Annotated in this window: 23 protein-coding genes and 1 pseudogene; 5 read left to right on the forward strand and 19 right to left on the reverse strand. The window is 60.8% G+C overall.

What is annotated here, in order from left to right; translation table 11 throughout:
- Positions 1-5: 5 nt before the first annotated feature.
- From actP to acs, 3 genes are all read right to left on the reverse strand, one after another.
- Positions 6-1,661, reverse strand: a complete 1,656-nt coding sequence (gene actP / locus CWM61_RS10520; protein ID WP_100631214.1) for a cation/acetate symporter ActP — start codon at positions 1,659-1,661, stop codon at positions 6-8.
- Positions 1,658-1,969, reverse strand: a complete 312-nt coding sequence (locus tag CWM61_RS10525) for a DUF485 domain-containing protein (RefSeq protein ID WP_061156094.1) — start codon at positions 1,967-1,969, stop codon at positions 1,658-1,660. Before CWM61_RS10525 ends, actP begins: the two co-directional genes overlap by 4 nt.
- Before the next feature lie 183 nt (positions 1,970-2,152).
- The gene (gene acs / locus CWM61_RS10535; RefSeq protein WP_100631215.1) at positions 2,153-4,111 is read right to left on the reverse strand and encodes an acetate--CoA ligase; all 1,959 of its coding nucleotides are present in this window, start codon (positions 4,109-4,111) and stop codon (positions 2,153-2,155) included.
- 100 nt (positions 4,112-4,211) lie between these two features.
- On the opposite strand from acs, the pseudogene CWM61_RS10540 reads away from it, so the two are divergent.
- Together CWM61_RS10540 and gltP are read left to right on the forward strand one after the other, a co-directional pair.
- Positions 4,212-4,412, forward strand: a pseudogene (locus CWM61_RS10540) (hypothetical protein).
- 111 nt (positions 4,413-4,523) lie between these two features.
- The gene (gene gltP, locus CWM61_RS10545) at positions 4,524-5,837 is read left to right on the forward strand and encodes a glutamate/aspartate:proton symporter GltP (RefSeq protein ID WP_061156091.1); all 1,314 of its coding nucleotides are present in this window, start codon (positions 4,524-4,526) and stop codon (positions 5,835-5,837) included.
- 34 nt (positions 5,838-5,871) lie between these two features.
- Here the strand turns inward: gltP and CWM61_RS10550 are convergent, their stop codons facing one another.
- Together CWM61_RS10550 and fdhF are read right to left on the reverse strand one after the other, a co-directional pair.
- Positions 5,872-6,558: a tetratricopeptide repeat protein gene (locus CWM61_RS10550; RefSeq protein ID WP_100631216.1), complete on the reverse strand. Its 687-nt coding sequence runs from the start codon at positions 6,556-6,558 to the stop codon at positions 5,872-5,874.
- A 265-nt stretch (positions 6,559-6,823) separates the two neighbouring features.
- Positions 6,824-8,971, reverse strand: coding sequence for a formate dehydrogenase subunit alpha (gene fdhF, locus CWM61_RS10555; protein WP_077625462.1), 2,148 nt, complete (start codon positions 8,969-8,971; stop codon positions 6,824-6,826).
- 272 nt (positions 8,972-9,243) lie between these two features.
- Here fdhF and CWM61_RS10560 point away from each other — a divergent pair, with 272 nt between their 5' ends.
- Positions 9,244-9,972: a response regulator transcription factor gene (locus tag CWM61_RS10560; RefSeq protein ID WP_074387328.1), complete on the forward strand. Its 729-nt coding sequence runs from the start codon at positions 9,244-9,246 to the stop codon at positions 9,970-9,972.
- 42 nt (positions 9,973-10,014) lie between these two features.
- On the opposite strand, the gene CWM61_RS10565 is transcribed toward CWM61_RS10560, so the two are convergent.
- The 4 genes from CWM61_RS10565 to CWM61_RS10580 all read right to left on the reverse strand — a co-directional run bounded on the left by CWM61_RS10565 (position 10,015) and on the right by CWM61_RS10580 (position 14,584).
- Positions 10,015-11,022: a carbohydrate kinase family protein gene (locus CWM61_RS10565; RefSeq protein WP_074387327.1), complete on the reverse strand. Its 1,008-nt coding sequence runs from the start codon at positions 11,020-11,022 to the stop codon at positions 10,015-10,017.
- A 74-nt stretch (positions 11,023-11,096) separates the two neighbouring features.
- Complete coding sequence (locus CWM61_RS10570; protein ID WP_074387326.1) at positions 11,097-12,038, reverse strand: ABC transporter substrate-binding protein; 942 nt, start codon at positions 12,036-12,038, stop codon at positions 11,097-11,099.
- Between the two features lie 30 nt (positions 12,039-12,068).
- Positions 12,069-13,067, reverse strand: a complete 999-nt coding sequence (locus CWM61_RS10575; RefSeq protein WP_074387325.1) for an ABC transporter permease subunit — start codon at positions 13,065-13,067, stop codon at positions 12,069-12,071.
- Positions 13,064-14,584, reverse strand: a complete 1,521-nt coding sequence (locus CWM61_RS10580) for a sugar ABC transporter ATP-binding protein (RefSeq protein ID WP_061156085.1) — start codon at positions 14,582-14,584, stop codon at positions 13,064-13,066. The genes CWM61_RS10575 and CWM61_RS10580 overlap by 4 nt, the downstream gene beginning before the upstream one ends.
- A 179-nt stretch (positions 14,585-14,763) precedes the next feature.
- Here CWM61_RS10580 and CWM61_RS10585 point away from each other — a divergent pair, with 179 nt between their 5' ends.
- Together CWM61_RS10585 and yjdP are read left to right on the forward strand one after the other, a co-directional pair.
- Positions 14,764-17,049, forward strand: coding sequence for an ATP-binding protein (locus tag CWM61_RS10585; protein ID WP_074387324.1), 2,286 nt, complete (start codon positions 14,764-14,766; stop codon positions 17,047-17,049).
- 70 nt (positions 17,050-17,119) lie between these two features.
- Entirely contained in the window at positions 17,120-17,458 is a 339-nt protein-coding gene (yjdP, locus tag CWM61_RS10590; protein ID WP_061156083.1) for a DDRRRQL repeat protein YjdP, read from the forward strand.
- Positions 17,459-17,480: 22 nt separating this feature from the next.
- Here yjdP and phnP read toward each other — a convergent pair whose 3' ends face one another.
- From phnP to phnF, 10 genes are all read right to left on the reverse strand, one after another.
- Positions 17,481-18,239 (reverse strand): phosphonate metabolism protein PhnP, encoded by a 759-nt coding sequence (phnP, locus tag CWM61_RS10595; RefSeq protein WP_100631217.1) that lies wholly within the window; start codon positions 18,237-18,239, stop codon positions 17,481-17,483.
- 15 nt (positions 18,240-18,254) lie between these two features.
- Positions 18,255-18,818 carry a ribose 1,5-bisphosphokinase gene (gene phnN, locus CWM61_RS10600; protein WP_100631218.1) on the reverse strand — a complete coding sequence of 188 codons (564 nt, stop codon included), beginning with the start codon at positions 18,816-18,818 and terminating at the stop codon, positions 18,255-18,257.
- Positions 18,818-19,954, reverse strand: a complete 1,137-nt coding sequence (phnM, locus tag CWM61_RS10605) for an alpha-D-ribose 1-methylphosphonate 5-triphosphate diphosphatase (protein ID WP_074387321.1) — start codon at positions 19,952-19,954, stop codon at positions 18,818-18,820. The genes phnN and phnM overlap by 1 nt, the downstream gene beginning before the upstream one ends.
- Positions 19,951-20,631, reverse strand: a complete 681-nt coding sequence (gene phnL, locus CWM61_RS10610) for a phosphonate C-P lyase system protein PhnL (protein ID WP_074387320.1) — start codon at positions 20,629-20,631, stop codon at positions 19,951-19,953. The genes phnM and phnL overlap by 4 nt, the downstream gene beginning before the upstream one ends.
- 107 nt (positions 20,632-20,738) lie before the next feature.
- Positions 20,739-21,497: a phosphonate C-P lyase system protein PhnK gene (gene phnK / locus CWM61_RS10615; RefSeq protein WP_100631219.1), complete on the reverse strand. Its 759-nt coding sequence runs from the start codon at positions 21,495-21,497 to the stop codon at positions 20,739-20,741.
- Positions 21,494-22,342 (reverse strand): alpha-D-ribose 1-methylphosphonate 5-phosphate C-P-lyase PhnJ, encoded by an 849-nt coding sequence (locus tag CWM61_RS10620; RefSeq protein WP_002885202.1) that lies wholly within the window; start codon positions 22,340-22,342, stop codon positions 21,494-21,496. The genes phnK and CWM61_RS10620 overlap by 4 nt, the downstream gene beginning before the upstream one ends.
- Complete coding sequence (locus CWM61_RS10625; protein ID WP_100631220.1) at positions 22,335-23,399, reverse strand: carbon-phosphorus lyase complex subunit PhnI; 1,065 nt, start codon at positions 23,397-23,399, stop codon at positions 22,335-22,337. The genes CWM61_RS10620 and CWM61_RS10625 overlap by 8 nt, the downstream gene beginning before the upstream one ends.
- Positions 23,400-23,984 carry a phosphonate C-P lyase system protein PhnH gene (gene phnH / locus CWM61_RS10630; RefSeq protein ID WP_008807244.1) on the reverse strand — a complete coding sequence of 195 codons (585 nt, stop codon included), beginning with the start codon at positions 23,982-23,984 and terminating at the stop codon, positions 23,400-23,402.
- A complete protein-coding gene (gene phnG, locus CWM61_RS10635; protein ID WP_074387318.1) occupies positions 23,981-24,433 on the reverse strand; it encodes a phosphonate C-P lyase system protein PhnG in 453 nt (150 codons plus the stop codon). The genes phnH and phnG overlap by 4 nt, the downstream gene beginning before the upstream one ends.
- Positions 24,434-25,159 (reverse strand): phosphonate metabolism transcriptional regulator PhnF, encoded by a 726-nt coding sequence (gene phnF / locus CWM61_RS10640; RefSeq protein WP_074387317.1) that lies wholly within the window; start codon positions 25,157-25,159, stop codon positions 24,434-24,436.
- Between the last annotated feature and the right edge of the window lie 61 nt (positions 25,160-25,220).

Consider the following 25,220-nt stretch of genomic DNA (forward strand, 5'->3'; position numbering starts at 1 on the left):
GACGCTTAGTGCGCCTGACCGCGTTCGATACCGATCCCGGTTTGCGAACGGATAAACTGGGCGCGGAACTGCTCGCGCTCGCGCATCCCTTCCGGTGAGTTATCGGTGGCGGAGAAGACCCAGATACCGATGAACGCGATGGCAATGGAGAACAGCGCCGGATATTCATACGGGAACAGCGCTTTCTCATGGCCGAGGATCTGCACCCAAATGGTCGGACCGAGGATCATCAGAATGACCGCGGTCAGCAGGCCCAGCCAGCCGCCGATCATCGCGCCGCGGGTGGTCAGTTTCGACCAGTACATCGACAGCAAAATAATCGGGAAGTTACAGCTGGCGGCAATGGAGAAGGCCAGACCAACCATAAAGGCGATGTTCTGATTTTCGAACAGAATACCCAGCAGAATCGCCACTACCCCAAGGACCAGCACGGTAATCTTCGACACCTTCAGCTCCTGGCGCTCGGTCGCGCCCTTGCGGAAGACGTTGGCGTACAGGTCGTGCGACACCGCTGAGGCGCCGGCGAGCGTCAGGCCTGCCACCACCGCCAGAATTGTGGCGAAAGCGACGGCGGAGATAAAGCCGAGGAACAGATTCCCCCCCACGGCATCCGCCAGATGCACCGCCGCCATGTTATTGCCGCCGATAAGCTGTCCGGCTGCGTCTTTGAACGCCGGGTTCGCGCCCACCAGCATGATGGCGCCGAAGCCGATGATAAAGGTCAGAATATAGAAATAGCCCATAAAACCGGTGGCGTAGAAGACGCTTTTACGCGCTTCTTTGGCGTCGCTCACGGTGAAGAAGCGCATCAGGATGTGCGGCAGACCGGCGGTGCCGAACATCAGACCCAGACCCAGAGAGAGCGCCGATATCGGATCTTTCACCAGCCCGCCGGGACTCATAATCGCCGCCCCTTTCGGGTGGACGGCCATCGCCTCGGTAAACAGGTTATTGAAGCTGAAGCCGACGTGCTTCATCACCATAAAGGCCATAAAGCTGGCGCCGCACAGCAGCAGAACCGCTTTAATAATCTGCACCCAGGTGGTCGCCAGCATGCCGCCGAACAGGACATAGAGCACCATCAGCACGCCAACCAGCACCACGGCGACATGGTAATTGAGACCGAACAGCAGCTGGATTAACTTGCCGGCGCCCACCATCTGGGCAATCAGATACAGGGCCACCACCACCAGCGAACCGCAGGCGGAGAGAGTGCGAATCGGCCCCTGCTTCAGACGGTACGAGGCGACGTCGGCAAAGGTATAGCGGCCAAGGTTGCGCAGACGTTCGGCGATCAGAAACAGGATAATCGGCCAGCCGACGAGAAAGCCCAGCGAGTAGATCAGTCCGTCGTAGCCGGAGGTATACACCAGCGCGGAGATACCGAGGAAAGAAGCCGCTGACATAAAGTCACCGGCAATCGCCAGCCCGTTCTGGAAGCCGGTGATATTGCCGCCAGCGGTGTAGTAATCGCTGCGCGAACGTACCCGTTTTGACGCCCAATAAGTGATGTATAAGGTGAGGGCGACGAAAATCAGGAACATGATAATCGCCTGCCAGTTGGTCGGCTGGCGCTGTACCGCGCCGGTAATGGCGTCTGCGGCGTGAGCGCTAAGGGGCAGCAGCGTGGCGGCGAGCGCCGTCAGTACTCTCTTGCTCATGCTTTCACCTCGTTCAGAACGCTTTTGGTCAAACGGTCGAATTCACCGTTGGCCCGCCAGACATAAATACCGGTCAGGACAAACGAAATGACGATCACGCCAATGCCCAGCGGGATCCCGCGGGTGACGCTGGTCCCGGCGTGCAGAGGAGTACCGAGCCAGCCGGGCGCGAAGGCGATAAGCAAAATAAAGCCCACATAGATCACTAACATAATCAGTGACAGAATGGCGGCAAACCGTTGCCGTGATGCAACTAACTCCCTGAAATGCGCACTATTTTCTATCCGCTGACAAAGTTGTTCATTCATCTTAGCGTCTCCAGAGGTCTCCCTTTCGTCATCCACTCAGCGGACGCTGGCGACAGCAACCCCTCCGGCGATGGAGCCGGGATACGGTTTACTGACGGCGTTCCTGCGAGTGAAATCCTGGGGGAGGGACTTATTTTTATCCTCTCCCCGGCGGGGGAGAGGGTGTAGGGAATCGGTCCTTGCTTACGATGGCATCGTTATGGCCTGCTTCTCTTCGAGCAGTTTTTCCACAACGCCAGGATCGGCGAGGGTCGAGGTATCGCCGAGGTTGCTGGTGTCGCCTGCGGCAATCTTACGCAGAATGCGGCGCATGATTTTGCCCGAGCGGGTTTTCGGCAGCGAATCGGTCCAGTGCAGCACATCCGGCGTCGCCAGCGGGCCGATCTCTTTGCGCACCCAGTTACGCACTTCCGCATACAGCTCCGGGGTAGGCTCTTCGCCGTGATTGAGCGTCACGTAGGCGTAGATGGCCTGGCCTTTGATGTTGTGCGGGATCCCCACCACCGCCGCTTCGGCGATTTTCGGGTGCGACACCAGCGCCGATTCGATCTCGGCGGTACCCAGACGGTGGCCGGAGACGTTCAGGACGTCATCCACGCGGCCGGTGATCCAGTAGTAACCATCTTCATCACGGCGTGCGCCATCGCCGCTAAAGTACATATTTTTGAAGGTGGAGAAGTAGGTTTGCTCAAAGCGCTCATGGTCGCCGAACAGGGTACGCGCCTGGCCAGGCCAGGAATCGGCGATAGCAAGATTGCCCTCGGTCGCGCCATCCAGCGGCAGGCCTTCGTTATCCACCAGCACCGGCTGGACGCCAAAGAACGGACGGGTGGCGGAGCCGGCCTTCAGCTCGATTGCGCCCGGCAGCGGGGTGATCATAAAGCCGCCGGTTTCGGTCTGCCACCAGGTGTCCATCACCGGGCACTTCTCGTTACCGATCTTCTTCCAGTACCACTCCCAGGCTTCCGGGTTAATTGGTTCGCCGACCGAGCCGAGAATACGCAGCGAGGAACGATCTGTGCCTTCGATCGCTTTGTCGCCTTCCGCCATCAGGGCGCGGATAGCCGTCGGGGCGGTATAGAGGATGCTGACCTTATGCTTATCGACGACCTGGCACATACGCGCCGGGGTTGGCCAGTTCGGTACCCCTTCGAACATCAGGGTAGTGGCGCCGCAGGCCAGCGGGCCGTACAGCAGATAGCTATGGCCGGTGACCCAGCCCACATCGGCGGTGCACCAGTAAATATCGCCCGGATGGTAGTCGAAAACGTATTTGAAGGTGGTGGCCGCGTAGACCAGATAGCCGCCGGTGGTGTGCAGCACCCCTTTCGGTTTACCGGTGGAGCCAGAGGTATAGAGGATAAACAGCGGATCTTCGGCGTTCATCTCGACGGGCCGGTGTTCGGCGCTGGCGTTCGCCATCAGGTCGCTCCACCACAGATCGCGGCCTTCCTGCCAGTCGATTTTACCGCCGGTACGTTTCAGGACGACGACGTGTTCAATGCTTTTGACGTTCGGGTTTTTCAACGCGTCATCGACGTTTTTCTTCAGCGGGATGGCGCGACCGGCGCGCAGCCCTTCGTCAGCGGTGATCACCAGGCGCGAGCTGGAGTCGATAATGCGTCCGGCAACCGCCTCCGGCGAGAAGCCGCCGAAAATCACTGAATGGATGGCGCCGATGCGGGCGCAGGCCAGCATCGCCACCGCGGCTTCCGGCACCATTGGCATATAAATAGCGACCACATCGCCTTTTTTAATCCCAAGGTCGAGCAGCACATTGGCGAAGCGGCACACGTCCGCATGCAGTTCACGGTAGGTGATGTGCTTGCTCTGGCTGGCGTCGTCACCTTCCCAGATGATGGCGGTTTGATCGCCGCGTTCGGCGAGGTGGCGGTCGAGGCAGTTGGCGGCGAGGTTCAGGGTGCCGTCTTCATACCATTTGATGGAAATATTACCCGGCGCGAAAGAGGTGTTCTTCACGCGGGTATAGGGGCGTATCCAGTCAAGGATTTTGCCCTGCTCGCCCCAAAATGTATCAGGGTCGGTTATGGATTGTTGGTACTGCGCCTTGTACTGATCCGGGTTAATCAGGCAACGTTCCGCGATATTAGCGGGAATAGGGTGTTTGTGTATTTGGCTCATGGCTTTTTTTCTCCTTTGAACTTGTTAAATATATGTCAAACAAACGTTAATAGTAGGGGTTTTGACAGCTTTGTTTGTTAATTGGGGGGCAGATCACGCAATGATTCAACTGAATGAAATTTCATCAAATGAAACTTTGAAGTGAAATAGTTACGTAAATGAATTTATAGAAACGGAAGGTGTGAAATATTTTTTATTACAAATACTTATGCATTGTAACTGGGGGAAATTCGTGACTTTATGCAGAAAACCAGAAGAAAGCCCTATTCTTAAAGGCTTGCGCAGCATGCCGTGCAAATGATACTGATATTGCGCGTTAAATAACCCCACAAAGCAACGCAACACAATTCATACCCCCTGCAGTGGGTACCATGACGAAAAGGAATGGTGCCTTTCATTGAGGAAGTCAGTAGTGAAGAAAACGAAAAAAGTCAGTCTGGCCTGGCAAATCTTGCTAGCCCTGGTGCTGGGTATCCTTCTGGGCAGTTATCTGCATTACCACGCCGAAAGTCGCGATTGGTTGATTAGCAATTTGCTGACGCCGGCGGGCGATATCTTTATCCATCTGATTAAAATGATCGTGGTCCCGATTGTCATTTCGACCTTGGTGGTCGGGATTGCCGGCGTGGGCGACGCCAAGCAGTTAGGCCGGATCGGCGCCAAAACCATTATCTATTTCGAAGTGATCACCACGGTGGCGATTGTGCTGGGTATTACCCTGGCCAACGTTTTCCAGCCGGGAACGGGCATTGATATGTCGCAGCTGGCGGCGGTCGATATTTCGAAATATCAGAGCACCACTGCCGAGGTGCAGAGCCATGCGCATGGCCTGATGGGCACTATCCTGTCGCTGGTGCCGACCAACATCGTGGCGTCGATGGCGAAAGGCGATATGCTGCCGATTATCTTCTTCTCGGTGCTGTTTGGTCTGGGGCTCTCCTCGCTGCCGGCGACCCACCGTGAGCCGCTGGTAACGGTCTTCCGCTCCATCTCCGAGACCATGTTTAAAGTCACCCATATGGTAATGCGCTATGCGCCGATCGGGGTATTCGCCCTGATTTCAGTGACTGTCGCCACCTTTGGTTTCGCCTCGCTGTGGCCGCTGGCCAAGCTGGTGCTGCTGGTTTACTTCGCGATCCTGTTCTTTGCGCTGGTGGTGCTGGGGATTGTCGCGCGTCTGTGTGGCCTGAGTATCTGGATCCTGATCCGCATCCTGAAAGATGAGCTGATTCTGGCCTACTCCACCGCCAGCTCCGAAAGCGTGCTGCCGCGCATTATCGAGAAGATGGAAGCCTATGGCGCGCCGGCGTCGATCACCAGCTTCGTGGTGCCGACCGGTTACTCCTTCAACCTCGATGGCTCAACGCTGTATCAGAGCATCGCGGCGATCTTTATCGCCCAGCTGTACGGTATCGACCTCTCTATCTGGCAGGAGATCACCCTGGTGCTGACCTTAATGGTGACCTCGAAAGGGATCGCTGGCGTGCCGGGCGTCTCCTTCGTGGTGCTGCTGGCAACCCTGGGTAGCGTGGGGATCCCGCTGGAAGGCCTTGCCTTTATCGCCGGTGTCGACCGTATTCTCGACATGGCGCGTACCGCGCTGAACGTGGTGGGCAATGCGCTGGCGGTGCTGGTTATTGCCAAATGGGAGCATAAGTTCGACCGCAAAAAAGCGCTGGCGTATGAACGCGAAGTGCTGGGCAAGTTTGATAAAACCGCCCGATAAAACACAAAGCCCGGCGCGAGCGCCGGGCTTTTTCTTATCCTTTACTGATCCGATCAAACTCTTCGCAGCCGGTATCAAACCCCTCCAGGCAGCTGACGTTGAGCCAGTGCAGCGCCTTCTGTTTATTCGGTTCGATAAAACCTTTCTCTCCCAGCTGGAACATCATGCCGGCCCAGTATTCGGCATAGCCGGTCCGTGAGAGCGCCGAGCTGCCTTTAAAGTATTCGCTCGCTTTCACATCATCCTCCGGGCCATCCACGCCGCTGGCGTAGATCAACCCCAGCAGCATCTGGGCGTCCACCGCTGCATCGCTTTCGCTATCCTTAGCGGCATCCTGCAGGAGTTTGATGGCGTGCGGCACGTCGGTGGGGCCGGCCTGACGGTTGACCAGCACCCGCGCCAGAACGATCTCCCCGGATTTACTGCCCGCCTCGACGGCTTTTTCCGCCAGCTGGCGGGCCTGCGGATAGTCCGCCTGTTGGGAGTTGCGAATTTTGAGCTGCGCCAACAATGCCAGCGCGTCGCCATCGCCCTGTGCCGCGGCTTTCTGCGCCCAGTATTCGGCTTTCTCATAATCGCCGGAGCTGACCCAGGTATCGGCAAGGTAATATTGCGCGCGTCGATCGCCGGCTTCCGCCTGCTGTTGATACTGGCTGCCGGGTTCGGTGGCGACCGCTGCGCCGCTGGTGAAAACGAGTAAAAATAAAAAGAGGTATTTCATTTGTATTTATTATCAGTAAGGAACATAGCGCGCAGTATAAAGGGAGGCGAAAAAGAAGAAAATGGCAGGAATTAGCGGTGTGAATACCCGGAGAAGGCGCAATACGCCGCCTCCGGGGAAAATCCCCGGTGGCGCTAACGCTTACCGGGGCTACAGCGTTGTGCGATTTGGTAGCCTGGAGAAGGCGCAACGCACCGCCTCCGGGGAAAATCCCCGGTAGCGCTATCGCTTACCGGGGCTACTCAATGGTACAAAGGTTCGAACCTTAACCCATCGCGCTTTCGCGCAGGCGGGCTTTCAGCTTGTTGTACTCATCGATCACGTACTGTTCCGCCGCGCGCTGATCGGCAATCCGCTCAACGTTGACCGCGCAGTACTTGTACTCCGGCGTTTTGGTTATCGGACTCAGGTTCTCCGACACCAGCTCGTTACAGGCACCGATCCACCACTGGTAGGTCATGTATACCGCGCCTTTATTCGGCCGATCGCTGACCTGCGCGCGGGTGATGATCCGACCCTTACGCGAATTCACCCACACCAGCGCTTCATCTTCGATGCCTAACCGTTCGGCGTCGGCGGTGTTGATTTGCGCATAGCCCGGTTCATCCGCCAGTGCCGCCAGCGCCGCGCAGTTGCCGGTCATCGAACGGCACGAGTAGTGGCCGACTTCGCGCACTGTCGACAGCACCATTGGGTACTCGTCGGTGAGCTTATCGATCGGCGCGACCCAGTCGCAGGTGAAGAACTGTGCCAGCCCGTTCGGGGTATCGAACTTCTCTTTAAACAGATACGACGTCCCCTGGTCGGCGTCGGACTCATCGCGGCATGGCCACATGACATAGCCGAGTTCACCCATTTTCTCATAGGTGGCGCCATAGAAGTCCGGGCACAGATGCCGCAACTCGTCCCAGATCTCCTGGGTGTTGTTGTAGTGCATCTTGTAACCCATCCGGGTGGCGATTTCGCTGATGATCTGCCAGTCGGTTTTCAGGTCCCACTTCGGCTCCACCGCTTTAAAGAAGCGCTGGAAGCCGCGGTCCGCTGCGGTATACACGCCTTCGTGCTCGCCCCACGAGGTGGACGGCAGGATGACGTCGGCCGCGGAGGCGGTTTTGGTCATGAAAATGTCCTGGACGATAACCAGTTCCAGATCGTCGAACGCTTTGCGGACCGCAGAGAGTTCGGCATCGGTCTGCAACGGATCCTCACCCATGATGTACGCCGCCCGCACTTCGCCGTGCGCCGCGCGATGCGGCAGCTCGCTGATGCGATAGCCGGTATGTTCCGGCAGGCTGTCGACGCCCCAGGCTTTGGCGAACTTCTCGCGGTTCTCCGGGAACTTGACGTACTGATAGCCCGGATAGGTATCTGGCAGCGCGCCCATATCGCAGGCCCCCTGGACGTTGTTCTGCCCGCGCACCGGGTTGACGCCGACGCTCGGCTTGCCGAGGTTGCCGGTGAGGATCGCGAGGCTGGTCAGCGACCGTACTGTCTCCACGCCCTGATAGAACTGGGTGACACCCATGCCCCACAGGATGGCGGCAGATTTTGCGCTGGCGTACATCCGGGCGCAGGCGCGGATCTCCTGGGCGCTAACCCCGGTGATCGCTTCCACCGACTCCGGCGTATAACCTTCGACGATCTTGCGATACTCCTCGAAGCCTTCGGAACGGCTGGCGACGAAGGATTTATCGTACAGATCCTCTTCAATAATGACGTGGCCAATGGCGTTGAGCAGCGCGATATTCGAGCCGTTCTTCAGCGCAATGTGCATGTCGGCGATGCGCGCGGTTTCAATTTTGCGCGGGTCGCAGACGATGATTTTCGCCCCGTTGCGTTTGGCGTTAATGACGTGATTCGCCACGATAGGGTGGGAATCCGCCGGGTTGTAACCGAAGATAAACACCAGATCGGTGTTATCAATCTCCGTGATGGCATTACTCATGGCGCCGTTACCGACCGACTGGTGCAGACCTGCAACCGAAGGGCCGTGTCAGACGCGAGCGCAGCAGTCGACGTTATTGGTACCAATAACGGCGCGCGCGAATTTTTGCATCACATAGTTGGTTTCATTACCGGTGCCGCGGGAGGAGCCGGTGGTTTGGATCGCATCCGGGCCATATTTGGCTTTAATGGCGCTGAGGCGAGTGGCGACGTAATCCAGCGCCTCATCCCAGGAGACAGCTTCCAGCTTGCCGCCGCGTTGACGACGGATCATGGGGGTTTTCAGGCGCGGCGTCAGGATCTGGGTATCGTTAATAAAGTCCCAGCCATAATAGCCCTTCAGGCACAGGGTTCCCTGGTTGGTTTTCCCCTGCGCCGCTTCAGCCCGAACGATTTTGCCGTTATCGACCACCAGGTTGATTTTGCAACCTGATGCGCAATACGGGCAAACCGTGACGACTTTTTTCATCGGTCTTGCTCCAGTTATTCAATGGGCGCGTTTGCGCTATCGCGCCGTCACTATGCATCTTCTATGCCATATTTTCATTGTGGATATTCCTTGATGATACGCGGCTTTTTTGGGCGAAATGCTGACGAAAAACAGCCTGTCGACAGATTTGACGTGTCGATACGCTGGAGATGTGACGGCGCTTGAAAAAATGTCACCGGGAGAGGAATTTGTCGGCGCAGGCTTGCAGAATCGATCAGACTGACACTAATTCCCCGCGGGCAGAGGCAAAGATGAAACCAGTCATTTTGGTGGTGGATGACGACATAGCGATGGGCGAACTGCTCAGCGATGTGCTTGGCGCGCACGCGTTTGAAGTATTGGTCTGCCAGACCGGCGGCGACGCGCTGGCGATGGTGGCGCAGCGGGCAGACATCGCGCTGGTTTTGCTGGATATGATCCTGCCGGATACCCATGGTTTGCAGGTGCTTCAGCAGCTGCAGCGCACGCGGCCTGAGTTGCCGGTGGTGATGCTGTCTGGTCTGGGCAGTGAGTCTGATGTGGTGGTGGGCCTGGAGATGGGCGCCGATGATTACATCGCCAAACCTTTCAGCTCGCGGGTGGTGGTCGCCCGAGTGAAAGCGGTACTGCGGCGCAGCGGGGCGCTGGCCGGCGAGACGTCGGGCGTCGGCAGCGGCCTGACGTTTAACGGCTGGCGGCTGGATACCACGCGCTGTGAACTGTATAACCCACAGCAGCAGGCCGTTCCTCTGACTCAGGGAGAATATGGCCTGCTGCTGGCGCTGGCGCAGAACGCGCGCCGGGTATTGAATCGCGAACAACTGCTGGCGCTGACTCATAATGAAAGCACTGAGGTGTTCGACCGGACCATCGACGTGCTGATCATGCGCCTGCGCCGCAAAATCGAGTTAAACCCGCATCAGCCGACGTTGATTAAAACCCTGCGCGGTCTGGGCTATGTCTTTTCCGCCGATGTGACCCACAGCGAGAAGGCGGCGTAGGGCGGGTTTGCTGTCTGACCGGCCCGCCCGGCGCTGGAGGATCTAACCATTCTGCAACTGAATAAACGCCTGCAGCTCAGGGAGCGTTTTGGCGCCGTCGATCGCATTGGCGGCCTGCAGGCTGGCGCGGGCGCAGGCGTGGGCCAGCTGCAGACTGTCGGTTAACGGCCAGCGTTCGTGACTGCCATACAGCAGGCCCGCACAGAAGGCATCCCCCGCGCCGACGCTGCCGATAATCTCCTCCGGCGGCAGCCGCCATGACGGTACCCAGCGCCCGGCTTCCGTGCGGGATACACCCCATGCCCCCTCCGGACAATGGATCACCACCCGCTGGCGCACGCCGGCGTCAAGTAATGCGCTGGCGGCGCGGGCGATATTAGCGACGTGCGGCTCGCCGTTGGGCAGACGGATTTCCAGCCCGCTAAACTCACTGGCCTCCAGCTCATTGATGGTCAGGTAGTCGAGATGCGCCAGCGCCGGCAGGACCCGCGGGCGGTAGTGCGGATCGCCTTTGCGCGACACCAGGTCGAGGGACACTTCATAGCCTCGATCGCGCATCTGCGCCAGCAGTCGCGCGCTGCGGGTGCCGAACGCCTCGTCGGGCCGATCAAGGCTTTCGAGCAGCAGCAGATAGCCGAGATGGAAAATCTTCAGCGGCGCATCCAGCGGCTCAAAGGCCGGGAGGTCAAGCAGTCGGTTGGCGCCGGGAGAGTGAAAGAAGGTGCGCTGGCCGTCGGCGTCGGTCATCACCTGGGTCATCGAGGTGGGGGCGGAGCTGGTGCGCTGCACGAGCTGGCGATTGATATGGTACTGATCGAGCATGGCGGTAATGTAATCGCCGTCGTTATCCTCGCCAATCAGGCCAACCGCCTGCAGCGGCAGTCCGGCATGCATTTTAGCCAGAGTCAGCAGGACATTCAGCGGGGCGCCGCCGGTGGCGCGTTCGCTATGGACAATTTCCACCAGCCAGCCGCGCTCCGGCCACTGCCTGATCTGATGGACATGATCGACCAGCATGTTGCCTGCGGCAATAATCCCTTTACGTTCCATGATCGCTACTCCGCGCCGTCATACTCGTTAAGCGTAGCGCACAATCGGCGGAACGATTGTGCGCCGGGTTGCGCTTATTTCACGGTCCAGCCTTTGTAAGAGCTGACGTTGTTTTTGTCGATCATCGTCACCGGGATTAGCACTGGCGCGGTCGGCGCCGGTTTGCCCTGCAGGATGTCGTAGCCAATCTCCACCGCCTTCGCCGCCATGACCTGCGGATCCTGCGCCGGCGTCGCGACGAACAGCGAGTTCTTACGCTTCAGCGCCTCTTCGCCGTCCGGGCTGCCGTCGACGCCCACGATGAAGAACTCGTTACGCTGCGCCTGTTTCGCCGCCAGATCGGCGCCAATCGCCGTCGGATCGTTGATCGCGAACACGCCGTCAATCTTCGGATTGGCCGCCAGCAGGGAGGTCATCACCTCCAGGCCGCCTTCCCGGCTGCCTTTGGCGTTCTGGTTGGAGGAGAGGATTTTTATATCCGGATGTTTTTTAAACTCCGTTTCGCAGCCTTCGACGCGGTTTTGTACGGCGGAGACCGGCGGCCCGTTGATGATCACCACGTTGCCTTTGTTGTTCAGGCGGTCGCTAATGTATTTACAGGCCAGCTCGCCCGCCTGGGTGTTATCGGAGGTAATGGTGGCGTCGGCGCCTTCGGCGGCGACGTCAACCGCCACCACCACGATCCCGGCCTCTTTGGCTCGCTTCACCGCCGGGCCAATGCCCTTCGAATCGGCGGCGTTGAGGATGATCATATCGACTTTGGCGGCGATAAAGTTATCGATCTGCGCCACCTGCTGGCCCAAATCGTAGCCGCTGGAGACCAGCGTCACTTTGACGTTATCTCCCGCCAGCTTACGGGCCTCCAGCTCCGCCCCTTTGGTGATCTGCACAAAGAACGGGTTGGCAAGGTCGCCCACCGTCACGCCAATCGCTTTCAGCTCTTTGGCCGACGCAAAGGGGGAGGCGGCCAGCAGCGCGCCAGCACACAGCGCGGTCACTATCGGTTTTAAACGCATTCGCTTTTCCTCGCAGGTAAGATGTTGTTGTTATGCACTTTGATGGTGTCGGGTACGGTATTTGTCGATCAGCACCGCAATGATGATCACCGCCCCTTTGATCACCAGTTGCCAGAAGTAGGAGACCCCCATCAGGGTCATGCCGTTATTGAGGGTGGCGATAATCAGCGCCCCCACCAGCGTACCGGTGATGGTGCCGATACCGCCGACGAAGCTGGTGCCGCCGAGGATCACCGCGGCGATGGCATCCAGCTCGTAGCCGACGCCGAGGTTGCCGTTGGCGCTGTACAGCCGCGAGGCGCTCATCACCCCGCCAAGACCGGAGAGCAGGCCGCTCATGCCGTAGACAAACAGCAGCACCAGCCAGACTTTGATGCCGGTCAGCCGCGCCGCCTGCATGTTGCCGCCCACCGCGTAGATATGCACCCCAAGGGTGGTACGGCGCAGGATAAACCAGCACACCGCGATAACCGCCAGGGCGATGACCACCAGCCACGGCACCGGGCCGAGATAGTCATTGCCGATCCACTCAAAGCTGATATCGGAGTTGATCACCGTGGTGCCGTCAGCCAGCAGATAGGCGGCGCCGCGCAGCGCCGTGTAGGTGCCGAGGGTGACGATAAACGGCGGTAGCCCGGCGAAGGCGACCAGCGCGCCGTTGAACAGCCCGAGCAGCAGGCCGAGCATCAGCGCCGCCGGAATCGACAGCAACGCAAACGCCGGGAGCAGTGAGACCACCATTGCCGCCACCGCCGTGGTGCCGAGGATGGAGCCGACGGAGAGGTCAATGCCGCCGGTGAGGATGATGAAGGTCATTCCCGCCGCCAGTACAATGTTGATCGAGGCCTGGCGGGTGATATTCAGCAGATTGCTTTCCGTGAAGAAGTTGGGGGCGATAAAGCCGAACACGGCGACGATCAGGATGAGGATCGGCAGAATGCCGACGGTCTGCATCAGGTCGCCCATCAACATTTTTTTCGCCGAAGCGGATTTCGCGACCGGCGCGGAGGTCTCTTTCGGTATGCTCATAGTTGCCCTGCCTTAAGGTGAGAATCGTTCACGCCGGTGGCCAGCGTCATGATGCTTTCCTGGCTGATATCGCCGGCCTGCAGCTCGCCGGCGATAGTGCCCTCGCGCATCACATAGACCCGGTCGCTCATGCCCACCACTTCGGGCAGCTCGCTGGAGATCATCAGAATGGCGACGCCCTGGCGCGCCATGTCGTTCATGATGCGGTAAATCTCGCTTTTCGCGCCGACGTCGACGCCGCGGGTGGGTTCATCGAGGATCAGAATGCGCGGGCCAATCGCCACCCAGCGTGAAATCAATAATTTCTGCTGGTTGCCGCCGGACAGCCCGCCGGCGCGCACCTGGGCGTGCGGCACGCGGATGTTAAGCAACTGGATGGCGTCATCGGAGATGGTTTGCGCCTTCCGGCGGTTGAGCATCCCCCAGTTCGCGTCGCGTTCCAGCGTCGCCATGGTGATGTTTTCCTGGGCTGCCAGTTCGAGAAACAACCCCTGTTCTTTGCGGTTTTCGGTCAGAAAGCCGATCCCGAGGTCGATGGCTTCGCGCGGCGAGTGGATCACCACCGGCTCGCCGTCGATCTCAATCACCCCACCGGTGGCTTTGCGCACGCCGAAAATCAGCTGCGCCAGTTCGGACCGTCCGGCGCCGACCAGTCCGGCGAGGCCGACGATTTCGCCAGCATGCACTACCAGGCTGCTGGGCTTAACCTTGCCGCCATCGGTCAGATCCTCGACCCGCAGGCGCGGCTGGCCGCGGGGAATATCGCGCGCTTTATTGAACAGATCGCTGAGCGGACGACCGACCATCATGCGCACCAGCTCCGCCGCGTTGAGCTTGTCGCGTACCAGGCTGCCGACATACTGCCCATCGCGCAGGACGCTGACGCGGTCGGAAAGCTCATACACTTCCGCCATGCGATGGCTGATATAGATAATCGCCATCCCCTCATCGCGCAGGCGCAGGATGAGATCGAACAGGCGCTGGGTTTCCCGCGAGGAGAGGGCGGCGGTGGGTTCATCCATCACCAGAATGCGGCTTTGACGGTGCAGCGCGCGGGCGATCTCCACCTGCTGCTGTTCGGCGATGGTCAGGGTCATCACCCGGTCGCTGGCTTTGAACTGAGCGCCGAGGCGGTCGATCACCGCCTGCGCCTGGCTGAGCATCGCTTTACGCTGCACCAGACCACCGCGCGCCAGCTCGCTGCCGAGGAAAATGTTTTCCGCGACGGTGAGGTTCGGCGCCAGCTGCATCTCCTGGTAGATCAGCGTGATCCCAGCGGCCAGCGCGTCCTTGGGGCCGCGGATGGTTTGCGGTTTACCGTCGATCAGGATCTCGCCGCTGGTGGCGGTATAGGCGCCGGCAAGGATCTTCATCAGCGTGCTTTTTCCGGCGCCGTTTTCTCCCATCAGGGCATGGATCTCCCCTGGCCAGACCGTCAGGTCTACGCCTTTCAGCGCGTAGAATTTGCCAAAGACTTTGGCAATATGGCGCATTTCCAGTACCGGGGTGGCGGTCATCGCGGCGCTCCTGTCTGTGAGAACAATAGCTGCAGTCCACCACCGGAAAATAAATGCAGAATGTCAGAATCCATTCATATTTGTCATAGTGATAAATAGTTAACCGCGATCACAGTTACGCGGCGTCATTTTCTGCACCGTCACGCTTATCTGCCGACCGATCCTTCACTGGAGTTGCTATGACCGCTCGCCGACACCCGTTTTTCACCAGCGCCCGTGGCCGCCTGCTCTCCTTTAATCTGCTGATGGGCGTGGTCACCCTGCTGGTCAGCGGCGTGGCGGTGTTTGGCTTTCACCACGCCAGCCAGCTGCAGGAGCAGGTGCAGCGCCAGACTCTCAACGACATGCGCGGCAGTATGGATCTGGCGCGGGACACGGCGAATGTCGCCACGGCGGCGGTGCGCCTGTCGCAGGTGGTGGGGGCGCTGGAGTACAAAAGCGAAGCGGAACGGCTGCTGGCGACGCAGCAGGCGCTGAAGCACTCGCTGGCCCAGCTGGCGGCGGCCCCGCTGGCGCAGCAGGAACAGGCGCGGGTGGCCAATATTATTCGCCGCAGCAACGCGCTGCAGCAGAGTGTGGCGGAGATGCTGGAGCGCGGCCAGCGCCGCCATCTGCAGCGCAATGCGCTGCTGAGTTCGCTTTACCAGAATCAGAGCAACCTGCGCCATCTCGCCGATCTTAACGATCGCGGCGGGGATAAGGCGATCGATCCGCGCCGCCTGGCCGAGATGGACCGGCTGATCGTGGCCGCGATCCATACCGTTACGCCGCGGTCGATCGTCCTGCAGCTCGACCAGCTGCGCGGAGACCTGCCGGCAGGCAGCGCCGATCCCGCGCTGGCGTTTTTTCTTCCCGACGTCACCGGTGAGCTGGCGAAGCTGGCCCCGCTGTCGGCCCAGCTGGAGGAGAGTGACCTGACGATCAGCTGGTACATGTACCACATCAAAGCGCTGGTCGCGTTGCTTAACGAGGATATCAATCAGTACGTGAGCCGGGTGGCGGAAGCCTCAGAGCAGCGGGCGGCGCAGAGCCATCGGGAGCTGCGTTCCATCAGCATGTTTATTCTGCTTTCCGCGCTGCTGGCGCTGGCGATCACCGGCTGCGCCGGGTGGTATATCTACCGTAACCTCGGCTCGAACCTGACCGCCATCTCCCTGGCGATGTCGCGGCTGGCTCAGGGGGAGCCGAACGTCTCGGTGCCGGCCCTGCAGCGGCGTGATGAGCTGGGCGAGCTGGCGCGGGCCTTTAACGTTTTCGCCCGCAATACGGCGTCGCTGGAGCACACCACCCGGCTGCTGAAAGAGAAGACCACCCAGATGGAGATCGATCGGATTAAGCGCCAGGAGCTGGAAGAGGCGCTGCTGCACAGCCAGAAGATGAAGGCCGTCGGCCAGTTGACCGGGGGGCTGGCGCATGACTTTAACAACCTGCTGGCGGTGATCATCGGCAGCCTCGAGCTGGTGGAACCGGACGCACGCGATGCGCCGCGACTCTCCAGGGCGCTGAAGGCGGCGGAGCGTGGGGCGCTTCTGACCCAGCGGCTGCTGGCCTTTTCGCGCAAACAGGCGCTGCATCCCCAGGCGGTGGCGATGGCGCCGCTGCTGGAGAACCTCAGCGAGCTGATGCGTCACTCCCTGCCGGCGACCTTAAGCCTGGAGATTGAGGCGCAGTCGCCGGCGTGGCCGGCATGGATAGACGTTGGCCAGCTGGAAAACGCCCTGATCAATCTGGTGATGAACGCCCGCGACGCCATGGCCGGGCGCGACGGGGTTATCAAAATACGCACCTGGAATCAGCGGGTCACCCGCAGCAGCGGCCAGCGGCAGGATATGGTGGCGCTGGAGGTGATCGATCATGGCAGCGGGATGTCGCAGGCGGTAAAAGCCCGGGTGTTTGAACCGTTCTTCACCACTAAAGCCACCGGCAGCGGCAGCGGTCTGGGGCTGTCGATGGTGTATGGTTTTGTGCGCCAGTCGGGCGGCCGGGTGGCGCTGGAGAGCGCGCCGGGGCAGGGGACGACGGTGCGGCTGCAGCTGCCGCGGGCGATGACCGAGGTTGAGACGACGGTGGCGCCAGCGGAGGACGAGCCGCTGCCGGCGGGAGAACGGCTGGCGCTGGTGCTGGAAGATGAAGAAGATGTGCGCCAGACGCTGTGTGAACAGCTGCATCAGCTGGGCTGGCTGACGCTGGAGACGCCGAGTGGCGAAGAGGCGCTGCAGCTGCTGGAGGCGTCGCCGGATATTGCGCTGTTGATTAGCGATCTGATGCTGCCCGGCGCGCTGAGCGGTGCCGACGTGATCCATACCGCCCGACGCCGCTTTCCGGCGCTGCCGGTGCTGCTGATCAGCGGCCAGGATTTGCGTCCGGCGCAGAACCCGGCCCTGCCGGAAGTGGAGTGGCTGCGTAAGCCGTTTACCCGCGCCCAGCTGGCGCAGGCGCTGAGCGCGGCGTACGCGAGGATTTGAGATTCCTCCGCTACTCGGGTGGCGTTCGCTTAATTAAGGTAGCGGCAGGACTCTGACGAGATTGGCCCCGATGAAACGTTACGCAACCGCACTGCTCTTTTGCACCCTGTCGCTGACCAGCCTGGCCGCTCGCGCCGATATTATCGATGACGCGATCGGCAATATTCAGCAAGCCATTAACGACGCCTATAACCCGGGCAGCAGCCGTTCCAGTGACGACGACGGGCGCTACGATGACGGTAGCTATCAGGGGAGCCGTCAGCAGAGCCGCGACAGCCAGCGTCAGTATGACGATCGACAACGGCAACTGGACGATCGCCGCCGCCAGCTTGATGAACGCCAGCGCCAGCTCGATCAGGATCGTCGCCAGTTAGAAAGCGACCAGCGTCGTCTGGATGATAGCTACTGATCGCCCTGCGGCAGACCCGCGCTTAATCCAGCACGATTTCCATCCCGTCATATCCCGCTTCGAAACCTGTCGGCAGCGGGTTATCCATCATCCAGACATCTAACTGGTGGCTGATATGGGTGAGGATCACTCGCGGACAGCCGATCACCTGGTTAAGGTGGCGGACGGTGTTTAGATCGTTGTGGTTACGCGGGGTCTGCGCGCGCGGCTCATGACTGCAATCGATGATCATCGCCTGCGGGCGGTTGTTGAGTAAAAACTTCAGCGTCTTGTCCGGCAGTCCGGCGGTATCCGAGAGCCAGGCCACCCGGCTGTGGGCCGACTCCAGCAGATAACCGAAGGTGAGCTTCGAGTGGTTGAGCGGCAGGGGCGTCACCCGCAGCCCCTGCAGGTCAAACACCACAAATGGTGTGACAGTATGGCTAAAATCGAGCAGGCCGGGGTGCTTGAGCAGATCGTCGCAGCCGGCGTCGTCCGGCGGGCCATAGACCGGGATCGGCGCGCCGACTCCCCAGCGCAGCGGAAACAGCCCCTGCACATGATCCAGATGATAGTGGGTCAGCAGCACCTGCTGAAAACTACCAGCGGGATGATGTTCCATCAGTTCCGGCCGCCCGGCATCCAGCAACGTCACGGCGTTGTTGAACGTCACCACTCCGCTACAGGGGCGGCGGCGGTGATTTTCCTCGCGGCGGGCGCGGCGGCAGGCCGCGCAGTCGCAACCGAAGACGGGTACCAGCTGGGCGCCGCCGGTGCCGGTTAAGCGGATTGTCAGGCTCATCGTGTCACCTTTCACTCATACCGGTTGATTCTCTACGCGTGCCACGTGGCTGCGCAGCAGGCGGAAGAAATCGTCAACCGATTGTCTGAGACTCCCGTCATTATTCAACGTCAGGCAATTGTCTGGCTTATAGCGCGCGGCGCGATCCAGACGCTGGGCGATTTCTACTGCATTTTCCCGGCCGCGCTGCTCCAGCCGCTGGCGCAGCACCGGCGGCGAGACGGCGAGACAGATCGGCACCAATACCTCACCGTAGCGTTCCCGCGCCAGCGCCAGATGGGCGCGGGAGCCGTTGGCCACCACGTCGAAGCCGGCGTGCAGCCACAGGTCGATCTCCACGCCAATGCCATAGTAAGTATTGTTGGCGTGCCAGCTGAGAGCAAAAAGATGCTGCTCGGCGCGGGTAAAAAATTCATGTTCGCTGAGGGCGATATGATTCTCGCTGCCCGCGTTAAACGGACGGGTAATGTAACGATGGGCCACCAGCAGCTGCGGGTGCTCGCGTTCGCGCAGTGCCGCCAGCAGGCTGTCTTTACCGGAGCCGGAGGGGCCCACCAGCCAAATCAGTTTTCCCGGCATTAAAAGACCCTCGTTCCCTGGCGCCAGACATGGTCGATGTGCACATGATCGCCGCGACGGTGCGCCAGCACCAGGTCGGCGCGTTTCCCCTCGGCGATGACGCCGCGATCGTCGAGGCCCAGCGCCTGCGCCGGATGCTTGCTGACCAGACGGATCGCCTGTGCCAGGGTGAAGGCGTTATCCTCGGCGTCGGCGATGCGGAACGCCGCATCGAGCAGGCTGGCCGGATAGTAGTCAGACGAGAGAATATCCAGCAAACCACTGCTCGCCAGCTGGTGCGCCGCGATGTTGCCGGAGTGCGAACCGCCGCGCACGATATTGGGCGCCCCCATCAGGACGTGGAGGCCGTGCTGGCGGGAGGCCCGGGCGGCGGCCAGCGTAGTGGGAAACTCGGCGATCACGCTCCCCAGCTGATGGGATTCGGCCACGTGCTCCTCGGTGGCGTCGTCGTGGCTGGCAAGGGCGATATGGCGTGAGCGGCACATGGCGGCGATGGTCTGGCGATTCGGCTGCGACCAGGTGGCGGCCAGCGCCATCTGCTCGGCTTCAAAACGGTCCATCTCGTCATGCGTCAGATGATATTTGCCCTGATAATAATCGCGGTACTTGCTGCGATCGGCGTACTGACGCTGGCCTGGCGAGTGGTCCATCAGAGAGACCATGCTCACTGACTCGCGATCAATCAGCTTTTCGAACAGCGGTAGCGTGGTGTGATGCGGCAGCTCGCAGCGCAGGTGCAGGCGGTGCTCGGCGCGGTTGAGGCCGCGCTTTTGCGTCTCTTCCACCGCATTGACCATCTTCTCCAGATTCTCAAGACGATCGCCGCCATCGCGCACGTCGCCAATCGCCACGGCGTCCAGTACGGTGGTAATGCCGCTGGCGACCATCATGGCGTCATGGCTGCTCATCGCCGAGTGGGCTGGCCAGTCCACTTTCGGCCGCGGCGTAAAGAACTTGTCGAGATTATCGGTATGCAGCTCGATAAGGCCCGGCAGCAGCCAGCCGCCTTCTCCATCCAGCGCCTGTGGCAGCCGGCTCTGGCTTTCGGCAAAGGCGAGGATGCGACCGTGCTGGACTTCCAGTGAGCCGTGGACCACGTCGTGGTCGAGAACCAGTTTTACGTTATTGATAATCATGCTGTCATTCCCATGGAGTGCAGTCGGTCGGCGACCTGATGGCGCACTCCTTCGTCATGGAAAATCCCCACGATGGCCGCGCCGCGCGCTTTGGCATCGTGGATCAGGTTGACCACGGCAGCACTGTTTTTGGCATCCAGTGAGGCGGTGGGTTCATCAAGGAGCAGAATCGGATAGTCGACCGCAAAGCCGCGGGCGATGTTGACCCGCTGCTGCTCGCCGCCTGAAAAGGTCGACGGCGCAAGGTGCCACAGGCGTTCCGGAACGTTGAGGCGGGTCAGGAGCTGTGCGGCTTTCGCGGCGCTCGCTTCACGCGGCGTCCCGAGGTCGAGCAGCGGCTGCATCACCACCTCCAGGGCTGAAATGCGCGGGATCACCCGCAGAAACTGGCTGACCCAGCCGATGGTGGTTTTGCGCACTTCCAGTACCTTGCGTGGGGTGGCGGTGACCAGATCCACCCATTCCTCGCCGTGGCGGATGTGGATATGGCCGCTGTCCGGCAGATAATTGGCATATAGCGAACGCAGCAACGTCGATTTGCCGCTGCCGGAGTGACCGTGGAGTACCACGCACTCCCCGGCGTTAACGGTCAGCGAGGCGTCGGCCAGCACCGGCAGGCGCACGCCGTGCTGCTGGTGCAGAACAAAGGTTTTATGGATGTTTTCAACGCGGATCATGTTAGCCCTCGCGGGGTTGGGTTGCCGGGTGGCGCTTCGCTTACCCGGCCTACGAATAACGCACCTGTAGGCCGGGTAAGGCGCAGCCGCCACCCGGCAAAACAGCATCAATTCTGCAACACCGACGACACCAGCAGCTGGGTGTAAGGGTGGTGCGGATCGTCGAGCACCCGGTCGGTTAAGCCACTCTCGACTACCTGGCCCTGCTTCATCACCAGCAGACGGTTAGCCAGCAGGCGGGCGACGCCGAGATCGTGGGTAACAATCACCACCGCCAGATTCAGCTCCACGACCAGGCCGCGCAGCAGATCGAGCAGGCGCGCCTGCACGGACACATCCAGCCCGCCGGTAGGTTCATCCATAAACACCAGCTTCGGCTGCGTCACCAGATTGCGGGCGATTTGCAGACGCTGCTGCATGCCGCCGGAAAAGGTGGTGGGCAGGTCGTCAATGCGCGAAGGCGGGATCTCCACCTCCTGTAACCACTTTTCGGCGGTGGCGCGAATGTTGCCGTAGTGGCGGGCACCAGTGGCCATCAGCCGTTCGCCGATGTTGCCCCCGGCGGAGACCTGGCGACGCAGGCCGTCCATCGGGTGCTGATGCACCACGCCCCATTCGGTACGTAGCAGGCGGCGGCGTTCGGCTTCGCTCATGGCATACAGCGAGCGCTGCTGGTACAGCACCTCGCCCTGCTGGGGCGTCAGGCGGGCAGAGATCGCCTTCAGCAGGGTGGTTTTACCGGAGCCGGATTCCCCGACGATGCCGAGCACTTCTCCCGGCCACAGTTCGAAGGAGACATCGCGAAAACCTTTGTCCGGGGCGTAGAGATGGGTCAGGTTATTCACAGCAAGTAATGGCTGGCTCATTTTTTCTGCCCCTCGCTCTGCTGGCGGCAATAGTCGGTATCGGAGCAGACAAACATCCGCTGGCCGCTGTCATCCAGTACCACTTCGTCGAGGTAGCTGTGGCGCGAGCCGCAGATGGCGCAGGGCTCATCCCACTCCTGCACGGTAAATGGATGGTCGTCGAAATCGAGACTTTCCACCGGGGTATAGGGCGGCACCGCGTAGATCCGCTTTTCGCGCCCGGCGCCGAACAGCTGCAGCGCCGGCATCATGTGCATTTTCGGGTTATCGAATTTCGGGATTGGCGAAGGGTCCATCACGTAGCGGCCATTGACCTTCACCGGGTAGGCGTAGGTGGTGGCGATATGGCCGAAGCGGGCGATATCTTCATACAGTTTCACCTGCATGACGCCGTACTCTTCCAGCGCGTGCATGGTGCGGGTTTCGGTTTCGCGCGGCTCGATAAAGCGCAGCGGCTCCGGGATCGGCACTTGATAGATCAGGATCTGATCCTCCACCAGCGGCGTCTCCGGGATCCGGTGGCGGGTCTGGATCAGGGTGGCGTCTTCGGTACGCTCGGTGGTGGCGACACCGGTGACGCGCTTAAAGAACTGACGAATCGACACCGCGTTGGTGGTGTCATCCGCGCCCTGGTCAATCACCTTCAGCACGTCGTTCTCGCCGATGACGCTGGCGGTCAGCTGGATGCCGCCGGTGCCCCAGCCGTAGGGCATTGGCATTTCGCGACCGCCGAACGGCACCTGGTAGCCGGGAATCGCTACCGCTTTGAGGATCGCCCGGCGGATCATGCGCTTGGTTTGCTCGTCGAGATAAGCAAAGTTATAGCCAGTCAGTGGGTTAGCCACGTTCGTTCTCCCGTTGCAGGCGTTTCAACAGCGCCAGTTCGGCCTGGAAATCGACATAGTGCGGTAGTTTCAGATGCGAGACGAAGCCGGCCGCTTCGACGTTATCGGCATGGGCCAGCACAAACTCTTCATCCTGAGCCGGGCCAGCAATCTCTTCATCGTAGTCCGGCGCCTGCAGGGCGCGGTCGACGAGGGCCATCGCCATTGCTTTGCGCTCGCTCATGCCGAAGGTCAGACCGTAGCCGCGGGTGAAGTGCGGCGGCTCATCCTGTGGGGCGACGAAGCCGTTGACCATCTCACACTCGGTCAGCAGCAGCTCGCCAATATTGACGCTAAAGCCCAGCTCTTCCGGCACGATTTCCACCTGCACGTAACCGCTGCGGATCTCGCCGGCAAACGGATGGTTGCGGCCATAGCCGCGCTGGGTCGAGTAGGCCAGCGCCAGCAGGTAGCCTTCATCGCCGCGCATCAGCTGCTGCAGACGCGAGGAACGCGAACAGGGGTAGACCGGTGGGGTGCGGGTAATATCGTCGGGCGGCGTGCCGTGGTCCTGCTCCGCTTTTGCCAGCCGCTGCTGCGCCAGCAGGTGGAAGACGTGCGGCGTCGGCTCTGCTTCGCCATCGGCTTGCTGCACAGACGGCGCTTCGCCGTTGGCCAGCAGGGTAAAATCGAGCAGGCGATGGGTGTAGTCGTAGGTGGGGCCCAGCAGCTGGCCGCCGGGAATGTCTTTGTACACTGCGGAGATGCGGCGTTCGAGGCGCATCTCCGCAGTGTTAATCGGTTCGCTGACCGCCAGCCGCGGCAGGGTGGTGCGGTAGGCGCGCAGCAGGAAGATCGCTTCGACGTTATCACCGCTGGCCTGCTTGAGCGCCAGTGCCGCCAGTTCGCGGTCGGCGATGCCGCCCTCGGTCATCACCCGGTCCACCGCCAGGTTGAGCTGGCCGCCTATCTGATCAACGCTCAGTTCGGGAAGCCGTCCATCGCCCCGCCGTTTCTGTTCCTGTAAGGCGTGAGCGGCGAGGATCGCCTTCTCGCCGCCCTTGACGGCTACATACATTTAGCAAACCTCCACGTGGGTGGTGCGCGGGATCGCCAGCAGGCGCTCGCCGCAGGTGAGGATCAGATCGATGCCCAGCGGGAACGGGTGCGGGCGTTCGGTTAATTCGTCGATGATGCAGTCCGGCAGCTGCGGCGCAATCATTCGCTCTTCGGCAATGCCTGCCCCGGTCAGGCGCAGCATGCGTCCGCCGCTGAGGCTGGCGAGCTGAACAATCAGCGTGACGCCGGTTTCCGGAGCAGTGACGGTGCCAGCGGAAAGGACGTTGAGCTGCTCGGCGCTGATGCCGTCATTGGCGACGGCAAAAACCGCCTGCTGCGGCTGGTCCACCAGCGGCGCGCCGGTATGAAAGCGCAGATTCTGTCCCACCAGATCGTTATGCAGAGCGCTGGCGAGCCAGACCGGCGTTTCATGATCGGCAAGGGTCAACAGCAGGCTGGTGGAGGCCACGTTCAATGGCTGCCAGCCGTGCTGAAGCTGCTGCAGGGAGACAATCACCCCCGGCTCGCTCATCGCTTTCAGCAGGCGACGAAAACTGTGTTGGGCATCCTGCACAGCCAGGGTAAAAGCGGGTTGTAAGGTCATGCGTTATCTCCGCGAACCAGGGTAAAGAAGTCGACCCGGCTGGCGTTGACTTCGGCGCGTCGGGCTTCAATACGCGCGCTGCGTAGCGCTTCCAGCGGGGTTATCAGGGTTTCCATTAAATTGTGAAAATGGCGAGGCGACTGCAGCAGGGCGTCGATGGCCGCGCAGCGTTCGGCGTGCGGGCGGTCACGGCCTAAGATCCAGCTGTAACCGAGCGTCCCGTCGGCCAGACGTACCGCCGCGCGGGTAAGCGTGGCGTCGCCGGCAAAGAAACGGTCGCCGATACCACCCATGCGGGCCTGGAGCTGTACCAGCCCGGTTTCCGGGGTGCGAATCAATTCATACGCCGGCGCCAGCTGCAGGGACTGCATGCGCGCCAGAAGATCTTGCGGTTCACTGTGGGCCAGGATGGACATCCAGCGCTGGCGGGTGGCGGTATCGAAGTGCATTCAGTGCTCCATGGTAAATTCAATCATGTCGGCGCGGGTCAGGCTGACGGAGTATTCGATGGGGGTCTGCTCGCCCTGGCGGCTGTTAAGGGTGCGCACGCAGAGCAGCGGCGCCATGTTGGGGATCTCCAGCAGCTTGCTCTCTTTTGCCTGCGCGCGGCGGGCGCTGATTTTGGTGCGCGCCCGGGTCAGTTCGACGGCGAGCCGATCGCGCAACAGGTCGTGCAGCGAGCCGTGGCTGAAGGTTTGCAATACCGGCCAGAAGCGCAGGTCGGCGAAGTAGTGGTCGATCAGGCACAGGGCGACGCCATTGACCCGGCGCAGGGTGCGCAGGTGGATGACGTTATCGCCCTCATTGATGCCAAAGGCCTCGGCAACATGCGCGCTGGCGGGTCGCAGCACCGACAGCAGCTTTTCGCTGGTGGGATCGCTGCCCTGTTCCAGCAGGTTCTGACTGAAACGCGCCTGGGCATTGAGCGGGTAATCGATGGGTCGCATCAGCACCAGCACGCCCACGCCCTGACGGCGCTGGACCCAGCCACGTTCAACCAACTGGTCAATGGCCCGGCGCAGAGTATGGCGATTGACATCAAAGCGCGTCGCCAGCTGCTGCTCGGCGGGCAGATAGTCGCCGCAGCGATAGTGGTGGCGCAGCTCCTGCTCAAGTCGGGCGGCAATTTCCTGATAGCGAGTGGGGTAACTGGTCGGATGTCTGGACAGGTGCATAGTCATCAAGCCTCACACAGCATAGGCGAGGAGGTCCCTCGCGTTGTGGGCCGATCCTGAC

It is taken from the genome of Klebsiella sp. K-Nf6, from assembly GCF_002806655.1.
Classification (GTDB): domain Bacteria; phylum Pseudomonadota; class Gammaproteobacteria; order Enterobacterales; family Enterobacteriaceae; genus Klebsiella; species Klebsiella variicola.

Coding starts and splice junctions, on each gene's coding strand:
- CWM61_RS10525 (WP_061156094.1), bottom strand. CDS start 1,969: ATGAATGAACAACTTTGTCAGCGGATAGAAAATAGTGCGCATTTCAGG.
- phnM (WP_074387321.1), bottom strand. CDS start 19,954: ATGATTATCAATAACGTAAAACTGGTTCTCGACCACGACGTGGTCCAC.
- CWM61_RS10565 (WP_074387327.1), bottom strand. CDS start 11,022: ATGGAACGTAAAGGGATTATTGCCGCAGGCAACATGCTGGTCGATCAT.
- CWM61_RS10625 (WP_100631220.1), bottom strand. CDS start 23,399: ATGTATGTAGCCGTCAAGGGCGGCGAGAAGGCGATCCTCGCCGCTCAC.
- phnG (WP_074387318.1), bottom strand. CDS start 24,433: ATGCACTTCGATACCGCCACCCGCCAGCGCTGGATGTCCATCCTGGCC.
- actP (WP_100631214.1), bottom strand. CDS start 1,661: ATGAGCAAGAGAGTACTGACGGCGCTCGCCGCCACGCTGCTGCCCCTT.
- phnK (WP_100631219.1), bottom strand. CDS start 21,497: ATGAGCCAGCCATTACTTGCTGTGAATAACCTGACCCATCTCTACGCC.
- CWM61_RS10585 (WP_074387324.1), top strand. CDS start 14,764: ATGACCGCTCGCCGACACCCGTTTTTCACCAGCGCCCGTGGCCGCCTG.
- CWM61_RS10570 (WP_074387326.1), bottom strand. CDS start 12,038: ATGCGTTTAAAACCGATAGTGACCGCGCTGTGTGCTGGCGCGCTGCTG.
- phnF (WP_074387317.1), bottom strand. CDS start 25,159: ATGCACCTGTCCAGACATCCGACCAGTTACCCCACTCGCTATCAGGAA.
- acs (WP_100631215.1), bottom strand. CDS start 4,111: ATGAGCCAAATACACAAACACCCTATTCCCGCTAATATCGCGGAACGT.
- CWM61_RS10550 (WP_100631216.1), bottom strand. CDS start 6,558: ATGAAATACCTCTTTTTATTTTTACTCGTTTTCACCAGCGGCGCAGCG.
- phnP (WP_100631217.1), bottom strand. CDS start 18,239: ATGAGCCTGACAATCCGCTTAACCGGCACCGGCGGCGCCCAGCTGGTA.
- yjdP (WP_061156083.1), top strand. CDS start 17,120: ATGAAACGTTACGCAACCGCACTGCTCTTTTGCACCCTGTCGCTGACC.
- phnL (WP_074387320.1), bottom strand. CDS start 20,631: ATGATCCGCGTTGAAAACATCCATAAAACCTTTGTTCTGCACCAGCAG.
- CWM61_RS10560 (WP_074387328.1), top strand. CDS start 9,244: ATGAAACCAGTCATTTTGGTGGTGGATGACGACATAGCGATGGGCGAA.
- CWM61_RS10580 (WP_061156085.1), bottom strand. CDS start 14,584: ATGACCGCCACCCCGGTACTGGAAATGCGCCATATTGCCAAAGTCTTT.
- phnH (WP_008807244.1), bottom strand. CDS start 23,984: ATGACCTTACAACCCGCTTTTACCCTGGCTGTGCAGGATGCCCAACAC.
- CWM61_RS10575 (WP_074387325.1), bottom strand. CDS start 13,067: ATGAGCATACCGAAAGAGACCTCCGCGCCGGTCGCGAAATCCGCTTCG.
- phnN (WP_100631218.1), bottom strand. CDS start 18,818: ATGCCGGGAAAACTGATTTGGCTGGTGGGCCCCTCCGGCTCCGGTAAA.